At 39.2% G+C, this 12,885-nt stretch carries 18 protein-coding genes; 8 read left to right on the top strand and 10 right to left on the bottom strand.

Annotated features, from left to right (window positions below):
- Positions 1-191 precede the first annotated feature (191 nt).
- Entirely contained in the window at positions 192-587 is a 396-nt protein-coding gene (spxA, locus tag AC0VYH_RS04735; protein WP_194220443.1) for a transcriptional regulator SpxA, read from the top strand.
- A 69-nt stretch (positions 588-656) separates the two neighbouring features.
- Here spxA and lspA read toward each other — a convergent pair whose 3' ends face one another.
- Positions 657-1,118: a signal peptidase II gene (gene lspA, locus AC0VYH_RS04730; protein ID WP_475367456.1), complete on the bottom strand. Its 462-nt coding sequence runs from the start codon at positions 1,116-1,118 to the stop codon at positions 657-659.
- 165 nt (positions 1,119-1,283) lie between these two features.
- Here lspA and AC0VYH_RS04725 point away from each other — a divergent pair, with 165 nt between their 5' ends.
- Positions 1,284-1,700 (top strand): universal stress protein, encoded by a 417-nt coding sequence (locus AC0VYH_RS04725; RefSeq protein ID WP_475366693.1) that lies wholly within the window; start codon positions 1,284-1,286, stop codon positions 1,698-1,700.
- A gap of 29 nt (positions 1,701-1,729) precedes the next feature.
- On the opposite strand, the gene AC0VYH_RS04720 is transcribed toward AC0VYH_RS04725, so the two are convergent.
- Complete coding sequence (locus AC0VYH_RS04720) at positions 1,730-2,128, bottom strand: NUDIX hydrolase (RefSeq protein WP_430243701.1); 399 nt, start codon at positions 2,126-2,128, stop codon at positions 1,730-1,732.
- Between the two features lie 30 nt (positions 2,129-2,158).
- Positions 2,159-2,311, bottom strand: a complete 153-nt coding sequence (locus AC0VYH_RS04715) for a hypothetical protein (RefSeq protein ID WP_475373356.1) — start codon at positions 2,309-2,311, stop codon at positions 2,159-2,161.
- A 199-nt stretch (positions 2,312-2,510) separates the two neighbouring features.
- Between AC0VYH_RS04715 and AC0VYH_RS04710 the strand changes: the two genes are divergently transcribed.
- Together AC0VYH_RS04710 and AC0VYH_RS04705 are read left to right on the top strand one after the other, a co-directional pair.
- A complete protein-coding gene (locus tag AC0VYH_RS04710; protein ID WP_475373355.1) occupies positions 2,511-3,497 on the top strand; it encodes a zinc-binding dehydrogenase in 987 nt (328 codons plus the stop codon).
- A gap of 129 nt (positions 3,498-3,626) precedes the next feature.
- Entirely contained in the window at positions 3,627-4,289 is a 663-nt protein-coding gene (locus tag AC0VYH_RS04705) for a DUF4396 domain-containing protein (RefSeq protein ID WP_430243706.1), read from the top strand.
- A 17-nt stretch (positions 4,290-4,306) separates the two neighbouring features.
- Here AC0VYH_RS04705 and AC0VYH_RS04700 read toward each other — a convergent pair whose 3' ends face one another.
- The gene (locus AC0VYH_RS04700) at positions 4,307-5,230 is read right to left on the bottom strand and encodes an aminoglycoside phosphotransferase family protein (protein ID WP_475373354.1); all 924 of its coding nucleotides are present in this window, start codon (positions 5,228-5,230) and stop codon (positions 4,307-4,309) included.
- Between the two features lie 280 nt (positions 5,231-5,510).
- On the opposite strand from AC0VYH_RS04700, the gene AC0VYH_RS04695 reads away from it, so the two are divergent.
- Entirely contained in the window at positions 5,511-6,791 is a 1,281-nt protein-coding gene (locus tag AC0VYH_RS04695; protein WP_475373353.1) for a histidine--tRNA ligase, read from the top strand.
- A 54-nt stretch (positions 6,792-6,845) separates the two neighbouring features.
- On the opposite strand, the gene AC0VYH_RS04690 is transcribed toward AC0VYH_RS04695, so the two are convergent.
- From AC0VYH_RS04690 to AC0VYH_RS04670, 5 genes are all read right to left on the bottom strand, one after another.
- Complete coding sequence (locus tag AC0VYH_RS04690) at positions 6,846-7,061, bottom strand: hypothetical protein (protein ID WP_475373352.1); 216 nt, start codon at positions 7,059-7,061, stop codon at positions 6,846-6,848.
- 21 nt (positions 7,062-7,082) lie between these two features.
- Complete coding sequence (locus AC0VYH_RS04685) at positions 7,083-7,262, bottom strand: NUDIX hydrolase (RefSeq protein WP_475373351.1); 180 nt, start codon at positions 7,260-7,262, stop codon at positions 7,083-7,085.
- 104 nt (positions 7,263-7,366) lie between these two features.
- Complete coding sequence (locus AC0VYH_RS04680; RefSeq protein WP_475368490.1) at positions 7,367-8,146, bottom strand: TerC family protein; 780 nt, start codon at positions 8,144-8,146, stop codon at positions 7,367-7,369.
- Positions 8,147-8,412: 266 nt separating this feature from the next.
- Complete coding sequence (locus AC0VYH_RS04675; RefSeq protein ID WP_475368489.1) at positions 8,413-9,138, bottom strand: class I SAM-dependent DNA methyltransferase; 726 nt, start codon at positions 9,136-9,138, stop codon at positions 8,413-8,415.
- 33 nt (positions 9,139-9,171) lie between these two features.
- Positions 9,172-9,951 (bottom strand): class I SAM-dependent methyltransferase, encoded by a 780-nt coding sequence (locus tag AC0VYH_RS04670; RefSeq protein ID WP_475366685.1) that lies wholly within the window; start codon positions 9,949-9,951, stop codon positions 9,172-9,174.
- Between the two features lie 215 nt (positions 9,952-10,166).
- Here AC0VYH_RS04670 and AC0VYH_RS04665 point away from each other — a divergent pair, with 215 nt between their 5' ends.
- The 3 genes from AC0VYH_RS04665 to AC0VYH_RS04655 all read left to right on the top strand — a co-directional run bounded on the left by AC0VYH_RS04665 (position 10,167) and on the right by AC0VYH_RS04655 (position 12,101).
- Positions 10,167-10,712, top strand: a complete 546-nt coding sequence (locus tag AC0VYH_RS04665) for a hypothetical protein (protein ID WP_475366684.1) — start codon at positions 10,167-10,169, stop codon at positions 10,710-10,712.
- Between the two features lie 33 nt (positions 10,713-10,745).
- Positions 10,746-11,204: a spore coat protein gene (locus AC0VYH_RS04660; protein ID WP_475366683.1), complete on the top strand. Its 459-nt coding sequence runs from the start codon at positions 10,746-10,748 to the stop codon at positions 11,202-11,204.
- A gap of 270 nt (positions 11,205-11,474) precedes the next feature.
- Positions 11,475-12,101 carry a DUF2642 domain-containing protein gene (locus tag AC0VYH_RS04655; RefSeq protein ID WP_475367455.1) on the top strand — a complete coding sequence of 209 codons (627 nt, stop codon included), beginning with the start codon at positions 11,475-11,477 and terminating at the stop codon, positions 12,099-12,101.
- Between the two features lie 107 nt (positions 12,102-12,208).
- On the opposite strand, the gene AC0VYH_RS04650 is transcribed toward AC0VYH_RS04655, so the two are convergent.
- The gene (locus AC0VYH_RS04650) at positions 12,209-12,529 is read right to left on the bottom strand and encodes a YnfA family protein (RefSeq protein WP_475366682.1); all 321 of its coding nucleotides are present in this window, start codon (positions 12,527-12,529) and stop codon (positions 12,209-12,211) included.
- Positions 12,530-12,885 lie beyond the last annotated feature (356 nt).

Here is a 12,885-nt window from a genome sequence, read left to right as displayed (position 1 = left end):
AAAGCTGGCTATTATTATTAATCATTTAGAAGAAATTCCTGTTATTTAGATCGAATAACTTTGACCAAGAGGAATTTAACACATAGATAATCGTCGAAAATGTGTAACATAACTTACAGTCAGGCAACGACTTTTTTTAGTATACTTAACATGGAGATGAACCATGTAAAATCCATTTGGAGGTCAAACATATGATTACACTTTACACATCACCAAGCTGTACTTCGTGCAGAAAGGCAAAAGCGTGGCTGGAAGAGCACAACCTTCCTTATGAACAGCGCAACATGTTCGCAAAGCCGCTCACAGAAGATGAGATTAAAGCTATAATTCGTATGACTGAAAAAGGTACCGAAGAAATCATCTCAAAGCGTTCAAAAGCCTTTGATGCGCTTGATAAAGAGGTTGATGAGCTTACACTTCAGGAACTATACAGCTTAATTAAAGAAAATCCTGGCATTTTAAAACGCCCGATTTTACTTGATACAAAACGACTTCAAGTAGGCTTTCACGAGGACGAAATCAGAAGTTTTCTCCCTAGAAAAGTTCGAGCTTTTCAACTTGAACAAATCCTTCAAGAAGCAAAATAATAAATTGTCCCTTTAGAGTAAGCGAAACAAAAAGCGAGAGAGGTTTATCCTCTCTCGCTTTTTGTTTCGCTATTTCTCCTGATCATCAAATCCTTGAATCGTAAATTTCTTCATAAAATAAAGAACGAGGATTAAAATAAAGCCATATCTGATCTCAGTATCAGCAAGATTAAAAATCCCTTCGCTCCAGCTCACTTTCATAAAATCAATCACATAACCATATTGAATACGATCAATCAAGTTTCCAAGTCCACCACTAATGAGTAAGCCAAAAGCTAGCTGCACAGCAAAGCGTTTTGGGGTGGCACGTATGTATCCATAAATAAGGAGAAGTACGATACTCGCTTGTAGAAAAATTAATAAACCTGTGTATCCTTCTAACAATCCTCTTGTAGCTCCTGTATTGTAGTAAAGCTGAAAGGTTAAAAATCCATTGATCGCGTCAATTTGTTCATTTAAGGTTAAGATCGAGTCAATCCATCGCTTTGTTACAAGATCCATAACAAGCAAAATGGTCACCATCGTGATCATCCGTTTCACCGTGCCCACATCCTTTTTTACTCTTCAACCATTATCCTTTATGACCGCTTTCTCTGACAATCATTTCGTCTTTTATGCTTGATTGACACACTTCTATACAGGGTAAGGACTTATAGAACCTAGTAACAAGTCAATTACTCTGGAGGTTTTGTAATAATGTATCAACAGATTTTACTTGCATCGGATGGATCCACAGATTCAGTAAAAGCAGCTGAAAAGGCTTTTGAATTAGCAAGCTTAACAGGTGGACATGTTGAAATCGTTTATGTCATTGATGGTGAAACATCTAAGCACGATGCGTTACGTCATGCCGATTCCCCCGGTCTTGATATGGAGAGAAGAGAGAAACTAAGCTCCACAGAAGCAATTGCTGAAGAAACAAACGTTTCTTATGATGTGACTATTCTACATGGATCTCCTTCCACAACTCTTATTGATCATGCAAATGAAACAAAAAGTGATCTTGTAGTTATGGGCACAAGAGGACTTAATGTTCTTCAAGAAATGGTGATCGGCAGTGTAAGTCATCAAGTCATCCAAAAGGCAAGCTGCCCTGTACTTATTGTCAAATAATGAATGAAGCAGAGAAAAGACTCCTTAGCTTAAGGAGTCTTTTCGTATAAATAATTCGTTAAATATGCTGCGTCCTCAGGATAGGCATGTGGAATTTCTTCTACTTCATCAATCGTTTTCCATTCAATTTCCTTCACATCTTCTTCAGAATCGTCAAGAGAAAGCATACCACCTACCACATTTACTTCGTAATAATAGGTCGTCACATTCATTCCATTCACATCCTGATCTTTAACGAACAAAGGTTTCTCAATGGCTACTTGATACCCCGTCTCTTCCATCACTTCACGAACACAGCACATCTCAGGCGTTTCTCCCTTCTCGATCTCACCAGAAGGAACGGCCCATTCGTCAGTTTCATTACGAATCATTAGTAAATCTCCCTGGTCATTGATACATACAGCAGCTGCTCCAAACCATTCCTGCATTCTACTCACCCTTTAGCTTCCATTATGTATTTAGGGACTCGTCTGACTTTTAACGTGTTCTGAACTAGAAACCTGATGATTTGTTTCTTCAGGTGCTTTCATTCCATATTTTTTTTGGATGATAAAACCAATCATTAGAATCAAAGCGATCAAACCCCAGAAAATCCAACCGATTAACGTCAATTTGTCCCCTCCTCCATTAAACTCTCTCATTATTCTACGATTCACGGCGCCTTATTGTTTCAAATAGTTACTAAAAAGTGCCTACTTACCAAAAAAATTCATGAACTTTATAATGGGAAAATGGGAGAGAAGGTTTACTAAAAGCTCCCCAAGTGAAACATATTCATATTCTGAACTTATTTTAAGGAGGATTTTCATAATGAAAGCTCTTTTACTAAAAGCTAAAGGACAATGGGATTCAATGAGTGTTGAAGAAATCGATACCCCTTCACCTGGAAAAGGAGAAGTTCTTGTAAAAATCCACGCTGCGGGCTTGAACCCAGTTGACTATAAGACAGCAACTAACGGGAATCCAAACTGGGAATACCCGCACATTCTTGGACTTGATGGTGCTGGTATTATTGACCAAATTGGTGATGAGGTAACTGAATGGCAAGCCGGCGACCGAGTCGTTTATCACGGTGACCTGATGAGAAAAGGAACGTTCGCACAATATGCGATTGCACAAGCTCATACCATCTCTAAACTTCCTGAGTCGATCTCATTCGTTCATGCGGCTGCAATTCCAACAGCTGGTTATACAGCCTATCAGGCGCTATTCCGCAAACTTCATATTCAACGAGGTCAAACCATACTCATCCATGCTGGCGCTGGCGGCGTAGGAGGCTATGCTATACAGATGGCCAAATACATGGGATTAAAGGTGATTACAACTGCTTCCCGCCACAATCATGATTTTGTAAAAAAACTCGGGGCTGATTATGCCATTGATTATAAAGAAGAAGATTTTGTGAACCGAACGCTTGAAATAACAAATGGAATTGGTGTTCACGCTGTACTAGATGCGGTAAGTGGTGATAATGCAACCAAATCGCTAGACACACTTACGTTTAATGGGCAAATGGCTTATATTGCAGGTGCACCCGACTTTGCGCAGGGCGTTTCCTTTGCTCGTCCTCTTTCGTTCCATCAAATCGCACTTGGTGGTGTCTATCAATCCTCTAATAAAGCTGAGCAAGCGGATCTTGCCATGATGGGTGATGAGATGATCAACCTACTGTTGGGTGGATATGTCGATCCAATGATCAAGAAGACAATATCGCTTGAAGAAATTCCGCAAGCATTGGTTGAGCTTTCAGAACGTCATGTTACAGGGAAAATTGTAGCTGAAATCGAACAGGAATAACCTATTGGACTCGCTCTCTTTCAAAAAGGGCGAGTCTTTTTCTGATCATGAATCTTCCGAATCATTCGTTTATCCTATACCCCCAGAGGGTAATTGTTTTGTACATACTTATTTTAGAGGTGAGATGATTTGACTACTTTACAGCTTATATCCATTGTTGCCCTATCAATTGGACTTCTTTCTTCCATCGTCATTCTTATAGACATCATTCATCATCCTCAAATGATGAAAATCATGAATGTGGTCTGGCCGATTAACGGATGGTTTCTTGGACCTTTCGCTATCTGGGCTTATTTTAAATGGGGGCGTTTGAAAGCGAAGAATTTGGATCTAGAAGACAATCGCGGAAAGTCTGCCAAAGTGTTTATGTCCACAAGTCACTGCTCTGCCGGTTGTACACTTGGTGATGCGGTAGGCGTTCCGATCGTTGCTTTAACAGGTTTTGCGCTGCTTGGTTCCATTCTCTATACTCATTATCTTGTCGAGTTCATTCTGGCATATGGGTTTGGTATTCTATTTCAATTCTATGCCATTTACCCTATGAACAAAGAGAATGGTGCATGGAATGCGATTAAAGAAGCTGCGAAAGCCGATACGCTTTCTTTGATCGCTTTTGAAGTTGGCATGTTTGGTTGGATGGCCATCGTTCATTTTGTTTTATTTACCGAACCACCAAAGCCCGACTCAGCTGTCTACTGGTTTATGATGCAAATTGCGATGATTCTTGGATTTGCCACAAGCTATCCAGCAAATTGGTGGCTCGTAAAGAAAGGAATAAAAGAAGCAATGTAACTGAAGAAAGCCTGGCCTTAGGCCTGGCTTTCTTCATACCATTTAGGAATGGTCCGGTCGAAGCCTTCATACATCTCCCACACATACTGAATGGCCTCTTTCGCTTGAGGAAGATCTTCCGGAAAGTAATCCATTGCCCAATTCATATGATAGATCAGAAGCTGAGCCATATGAACCGATCGGATTTTCCAAAACAGTTCAGGAACACAATCAATAAAGTAACCATGAATAACCCCTTTTGAGAAAGGAATGCTTAAACGACTTGAGAATAATTCTAGCTTATCAAACTCCGAATAAGCCGTATTTACACCGCATCGATTAAAATCAATCACACCAGCATATTTTTTCTGAGAGATAATCAAATTCCCTGCATGAAAATCATGATGAGCAAAGACGAGCCTGCTTTCACCGATAAGATGGATATTGTTTCTTACATAGTCAATGGTCTTTCTACCATAAGGGATTTGTATATCAAGTCTATAATACCGTTCTACCGCTTTCTCAAATTTTTCTTGAATAAAGGCCATATGTTCCGGCATTGACGCTTCGATTCGAAGTTGATGCATGTGAACGAGATCTAATCCTGCTTCATAACCAGCAGCATACTGTTCTTCCATTGTTAAGTTCGCTAAAGCAGCTTCGCCATCTTCCCCCTCCAGAAAAGAAAAAATCGTATAACAGAAGTTTTCTTCAGGAACTTCACCGAACGCATAAATTTCCTGACAGCGGACTCCTAGCTTCTTAAAAGCCTTCATCTTCTCAACCTTCTCTTGAACCCGCTCACGTAAATCCAACTCATATAATCGAAGCAATACGTTCTTTCCATTCCACTTTGTTACGAATTTCAAATCAAAAGAATACCCCTTTGTAATCTTTCTTAATGTAACATTCGATAGTTCAGGAATATGCGATATGACTTCTTCTTCCGTAAGACTCCTCAAGCAATCCCCCACCTTTCTATAGGAAATATTATCCTATCAAATCTTCAGAAAAAAAGAAAGATTGCTGAAATGGTTCTCATGTGCTACCATATTTTGAAATAAGAGGTGAGCGATATGAGACAATTATTCATCGTACAACTTCATCATCACAGCTAGCCTTGCTATCCGATTGCAAAATAATCGCGTATAGGAAGGCTATTACTCGTAACCGTATGAATTGAGAAGAACATTTCTCCCATTCATGCGGTTTTTTGTATTCAAAAACGAAAGGATGAGGACTATGAAAAAGCTGAAAGATCAGAATGTCAAAGGAACGATGGATTATTTACCTAAAGATGAAATCATACGGCGCAAAGTAAGAAGAATAATAGAAGACACATTTATTCAATACAACTGTTCTCCACTTGAAACACCGATCCTTAACGATCGGAAATTGATGACTTCAAAGTATGCCGGTGGCGATGAGATTTTAGCAGAAATGTACACCCTCTCTGATCGTGGAGAGAGAGAACTTGCCCTTCGATACGATTTGACCATCCCGTTCGCCAAAGTTGTTGCGATGAATCCAGATTTACCAATGCCATTCAAGCGTTATGAAATCGGAAAGGTGTTTCGAGATGGACCAGTTAAACCAGGGCGTTTTAGAGAATTCACTCAGTGCGATGTGGATATAACCGGCGTTAGTTCGCAAATGGCCGAAGCAGAATTAATGGAGATGGCGCTCGATCTTTTCAGTCAACTCGAACTTGATGTGACGATTCAGTATAACAACCGCAAACTGCTTGCAGGTATGCTAGAGTCGATCTCTATTCCTACACTTCGCTTAAATGATGTGATTCTCACGATGGATAAGCTCGAGAAAATCGGGATGGAAGGCGTTAAGGAAGAGCTCTTCCAAAAAGATATCTCCTCTGAAGCCATTAATAGCGTTGAGCGCTATGCAAAAGAGTGGATTAATCAAGACCTCTATTATTTTGAACAGTTCGCATCTGCGAATTCAACTGTACGGGAGGGGTTAAATGAACTTAAAGAACTGACTTCCTACCTGGATGGACTCAACCTCGTTCAAAAATGTCAGTTCAATCCTTTCCTTGCAAGAGGGCTCGATATTTATACTGGGACGATTTATGAGATTTTCTTAAGTAACCAATCCATTACATCCAGCATTGGAAGCGGTGGTCGCTACGATAGTGCGATAGGTGGATTACTCGGTAGTGAAGAACCTTTTTCAACTGTTGGGATTTCATTCGGCCTAGATGTAATTTTAACCGCATTGAAACAAAATGCTACTTCACTTGTGACAAATGAAAAGCCTGAATATGTCATCATCCCCATTGATGCTAAACGCGAAGCCTTGATCGTCGCCTCTGCTTATAGGAAATTAGGATGTCGGATCGAGGTGGATATGAGTGAGAAACGGATTGGTAAATCGATCGAACGCGCAAGTAAAAGAGGAATAGAAAAAGTAATTCTCATTGGGGATAAGGAAGTTGAAAACAATGAAATCATCGTAAAAACACTAGATCAAGGAACGGAGGAACGCATTCCCTTCCAATTTTAAAACTGTTATAAATATAGCCTTAAGATCCCCCGAGGATCTTAAGGCTACTTTACATTATCCCTGTAAGACGTAAGGAATTGAAGTATGAAGTAAGCTCTCAATTCCCCCTTGATGATAAGGCATCCATTTGTCTGCTTCTTTTCTGTCCATCCACCTGACGTCCGCTATTGTTTCCGTATCTTGAATAGATAAATGTCCACGCGATATTTTTCCTCTAAATGTAAAGAAGTGAACATGGTAATTCGTCATAAACGCTTCATTAACACTCAATAGATTTTCTACTTCTACGGTTTATCCTGTTTCTTCTCTCATTTCGCGAATAGCAGCTTGTGCAAGGGTCTCTCCATCTTCCACCGAGCCACCTGGTAAAGACCAGTTATTATGTTTGATATTTTGAACCATTAACACTTGATCTTCTTTTTCGTTGTAAAGTAGCGTATATACCACATCAACTCTTATTATTTTAAACACTCCCCATCCTAATCAAAAATCAACAAAGCGCAAAAACCATTTTTTACCTTTATAGTTTACCAGATCCCTTTCTCACAATGGGGAAAAGATTGAGATTCATGTTTTTACAGTGTTTCTCCCTTTGATGCTTCAGTTTTTTTCGAATTCGATAAAAACCAGCCACCGACTGCAATCAAAAGTAACACCGTATAAAACGTTATTTTCCATCCTGGAGATTTTGCAAATGCTTCAGGTAGCACCCCTAAATCAGGATGCGAGAGTGTATATACTGATAGTTTAATTCCAACCCATCCTACAATCATAAACGCAGCAACCTCTAAACCGGGCCTTGCTTTTAATAGCTTCACGAAATAATTTGCTGCAAATCGCATTATGACTAATCCAATTAATCCACCAGCGAAAATAACAAGGAATTTCCCACCATCTAAACCACCAATATGCGGTAGGGGTGTATTTGGCAATGTGACGGCTAATGCAACGGCTGCTAGAATGGAATCTACGGCAAAAGCGATATCCGCTAGCTCTACCTTAAAAACAGTCCCCCAGAAGCCTGCCTGTTTCTTATTCTGTTTCTTTGGCGCTTCCTTACCTTTGTGAATCATCTGTTTTCGAACGATATGATTGATCGCAATAAACAAGAGGTATAACGCACCGATCGCCTGAACTTGCCATACGTTGACTAGAAAAGAAATAGCAAATAATGAAGCAAATCGAAAAACAAATGCACCGGCAAGACCATAAAATAGAGCCTTTTGACGTTCCTCATCTGGTAAATGCTTCACCATAATCGCTAAGACAAGTGCATTATCTGCCGCAAGCAGCCCTTCAAGAGCAATCAGAAGCAGCAAAACCCATCCATATTCTAGTAACATTGAAGCATCCATCTGTACATCCCCCTTTTTTCATCCATACTGCTTTGTTCTTCACAAAAAAACCTTTGCCTATTTGGCAAAGGTTTTTGATGCAAATAAAGACCTTTACCGTAAAAGTAAAGGTCTTGCTAACAACACGAATGTTGCCAACAAAGCCGAGAGCAGTGAAGCTCTGGAATGACGACTTTGCTGTAAAAGCTACTCCCCTTTAGGAGTTGCAGTATGAAATTTTTATTATTTGAAATGATCATAATCTAATATTCTATCGCTGTCAATTATTATTTTATACAAGAAAGTAGAAGAAATAGCGGAATGCGCTGTCTTCGTTCATACTCTTCCTGATGTTGAAAGTTTTCTTGTTGCGGCGTTCCCTCTCTAAGACCTTGAATCGTAAAACCAGTTCGCTGCAGAAGCAAGAAATACTCCTCAATCGTACGATGATATTTCACAACGCTCTCTCCAATCCAGGGCTCTATTCTTCTCCCCGTCTGGAAATAATCATCTACAATCCAATCGGTTCTTTTACCTATCATACTTTTGAAAGAAGCGGTCATAACTGGATGCAAAACGCTAAATACAAATTCTCCACCTGGTTTTAACGTGTCATATACTTTTTTAACAATATGATCAAGGTCTTCTATGTAATGAAGAACTAATTGTGAAACGACGCAATCGAAAGTCTGTGATGGATAACCATACGACTCTAGATTTGACTGGACAACGCTCCCCTTCGTTCCCTTTAGCTTCAACTCTGCTTGGTGACACATATTTTTTGAACCATCAATCCCGACATATCGCTCGCACTGCTGCTTTAGTAATTCTTCTCCGAGCGAAGCATCTCCACAACCAAGATCAAGAATGGTCTTCTCCCGAACATCGCCTAGTAATGTCATAAGAGCAGGATACTCGATGACTTTATTCGGGCTTTCTTCCCTATGTCGTCTAGCCATATAGTTCTCAAAAAAATCGTGATCATCATAAACCCGCGAACCGCTATATTCCATTTTCAGTATCTCCTTTATAAATAAGTGACTAGTTCAACCTGCATTTTTTATCGCCTTTGTTGCTATAAAGGTTTTAATATATTGATCGATTAGGCGACTCCCTCCAAAATCATCTTCATAAAAACCGTTAATGACAAATCCTGCATCAATCTGTCCCTGTATTTGATCTTCCAGCGTATGTCCGAACTCAAGGGCCAAGTTACTCTCTTTGTATTTCTGAAGTTCTTCTTTCGTTAACAATTCAATAGGAGAGTATGGGATGCTATTCTTCACATCCAGAATTCCTTTATCCTCTTGCTCATCATCAAAAAGATACAATAGTGGATTCGTAAATCCTGAGATAAGTGTGCCCCCTTCCTTCAGTACTCTTGCCGCCTCCTTCCAGACAGGTAATACATTTTCAACAAATACATTTGAAACAGGATGCACAATCACATCAAATGACCCATTTTCTAAAAAGGATAAATCCGTCATGTCTCCTTTAACAACAGTTAACTGCAAGTTCTCCCTTTCAGCTACAAATCTGTCCTGTTCTAGCTGTTTCTCAGAAAGATCAACAACTGTCACTTCCGCCCCTGCGGCTGCAAGTATTGGACCTTGTTGTCCACCACCAGATGCTAAGCAGAGAATGCGCAAGCCCTTCAGATTAGCTGGAAACCAATGACGTGGAACAGCTTTCTCCGTCGTAACAGTGATATGCCAATTCCCTGCTTTACTTTCTTTGATCATTTCTTGAGTGACTGGCTTTGTATAAACAACTTGATCCTCCACTTTCTTATCCCAAATCTGACTGTTATACTCATTTGTTTTCATTGTCTTCCCTCACTTAGTTAAAATCACTCTCGTTCTCCTATTCTGTTTAACTAGTAAAAACCCTGCTCCTAAATTCCCCAATGATTAGGCTAATCTCACGGTGGACAAACACACATTTTCCAAATGATAGACAAATATACTGATCTTTGTCCCTCCGAGATACATACTATGCCATTACAAGCGTTTATATAAAAAGGAAGAAAGGATGCATGAATGTGCAAATGAACTTTTCACAACTTGAGAGCTACATCGGCAAGAATGTTCGAATCAACCGTGGAGGACCTGAAAGTCAGGAAGGAAAACTTCTTGAGCTTAAACAGGATTTCTTAACTTTGCTTGGACAAAAAAATAACGTTATCTATTTCCATGCTACTCACATCAAAAGCGTCACAATCAATACGAAAGAGGAAGTAGAAGTTATTGTGCCAATTGAAGAACCTGTTCTTGAATTTGAAAGTGGAGAAAGTTTTCAAGAAGTTCTTGATGAATTAGTCTTTAGTTCTGTTCAAGTTAATCGCGGTGGCCCAGAGAAAGTAGAAGGTGTTTTACTTGAAGTGAACGATGATCACATCATCGTAGGGAAGGAAGCAGAATTGGTACACATTGCACTGTTTCATGTAAAAAGCGTTAGTAAGGTCGTTAAAATGACTCAACAAGAAGAGTCTAGCAACAATCAAGAAGACAATCAAAAAGAAAACCGAGGAGAAAGCAGAAGAGAAAACCTCTTTTCTAACTACTGGCAGCCCGTTTCAAAAAAATAAATAGCGAATGCTTATGAAAGGATAGGATATATGATGGCCAATTTAAATAGCGATACGCTCGTGCCATTGCTAGGTAAGCAAGTTAAAGTCAATTTAAAAGGACCTGAAGCAAAAGTAGGTATTCTCTTTCAGGTTGCAACGGACCACTTTATGCTACAAACAGAGAAAGAAATGATTTATTACAACCTTGACCATGTTAAATCAATTTCCTTAGATACAACTACTATGCCGGAAATCACTGGGAATACGTTTCTTGATCCAATCCAAGGAAGCTCTATCACAGAAGTGTTAGGGGCGCTCCATTATAAATGGGTAAAGATTAATCGTGGCGGTCCCGAGCATGTTGAAGGTATTCTCCTCAATGTAGCAAGCGACCATATTCTTCTATTAGTGAAAGCTGAACTTGTTCGCATTACACTTTTCCATATTAAAAGCTTCAGTACTATCGAAACGGTGATTAAAGAAGTTCCTGCAAAAATCGCCGAGGCTTAACTCGTATTCTTGAGAGGAAGAGAGAGCCATGATCGACTATATCTCTCCTTACGCATTTCGGAAGTTACTTCATGTGATGAGGAAATGACTCGCCTTTAAATTCATAGTTATTTGTACAGTCATCTTCCTCCTCACAATTATTTTTTATGTAGAAAAATGATCGTCCTATCAGAATCACTTGTTTATATGGCACAGCTGGTTTTTTCATATGAAAGGAGGTCAAAAGTGAGAAATTCATCAGATTTAACGAACGAAACCATTCGATTAAAAATGAACGGAACAAAAGACATTATCGGTGTGCTAATCGACTCAGGAAATGACATTCTTGTCTTATATAACGGCAAAGACTTTATCTATGTCTCCCAATACCATGTTCAGCATTATGATGTATGTACGAAAGAAGATGAAAAAATTTCACTTCCAAAAGAGTCGCTATTTGAAGAACCTGAAACGTTAAATTCGATTTCGCTTCGTAAAGCACTACAAGAATCAAAAGGAATGTTTACAGAGATTTATGTTACTGGCCATCACTCTCTTCATGGATACATCACTAGTATTATGAACGATTACTTTGTGTTCCAAAGTCCCATTCACAAAACGATGTATATATCCATGAAACATCTAAAGTGGCTGATCCCTTATCAAGGTAACGAAAGACCATATCACTTAACACATTCAGAATTCCCCGTTGTACCAATTGGACTCTCCTTATCACGCACATTAGAAGAGCAGCTAAAAAAAGTAACCAATCAAATAGTCATTTTCGATATATATGAAAACCAAAACAAAATAGGGAAATTAACAAGTATTCAGGAAAACCAGGTCACGTTAATGACGGCAAAAGAGGGTCAAGTTTTCATTAATTTTCACCATATAAAATGCGTTCATTTCCCTTAAAATCAAGACATCGATTCACTCATTGGTTATATCTCAGCCTCATTCGTCCGTTCCATGAAAACGGGCTTTTTATTATGTCTTGATGAAGACTTCTAAATGAACTTCCTTTAGTTCCGCGGTAAGAGCATCACCGTTACACCTACTAAGCAAATAAACGCTCCAATTAAATCATAGCTATCAGGGACTTCCTTATCAATTCCCCATCCCCAAAGGACGGACATCACTATAAACACACCACCATACGCCGCATACACGCGACCGAATTCCGGATATACTTGCAAAGTCGCAATCACACCATAAAGAACTAAAGAGATTCCACCAGCTAGACCAAATATGCTCGAATACCCTTCACGAAGCCAAAGCCAGATTAAATAACCTCCTCCTATCTCAGCAAGTCCAGCTAAAACAAATAAGAGAATTGTTTTCATTTCCGCTACCCTCCTTCACAATGCAATTAATGATAAAAATACAAATCAAGCGCTATTGTTATCCCGATCATCCCCGATACAATAGTCCCTTCCCCGTATGATCCGTCTCTTTTCTAATTTCGATTTCTTCTATATACTCAAGCATAATTTTTCCTCCAATCTAAATGGCTTCATTATAAAGTATCTAAGAATGCGATTACAATTTTTTTCGACAACATCAAGTAGAATCACGTATTACTAATGGTAAAAACTAACCAGTAGGGACCAAAGTATGATAATCTATAAAAAAATGATTCTATTAAATGCAAAAATAATACTTTTCACATAAAACCATTACTACTTCCAGGAAAAGAGGA

It is taken from the genome of Anaerobacillus sp. QJM3NY_32 (assembly GCF_056173645.1).
This window is presented reverse-complemented; position numbering and strand designations above follow the sequence as displayed.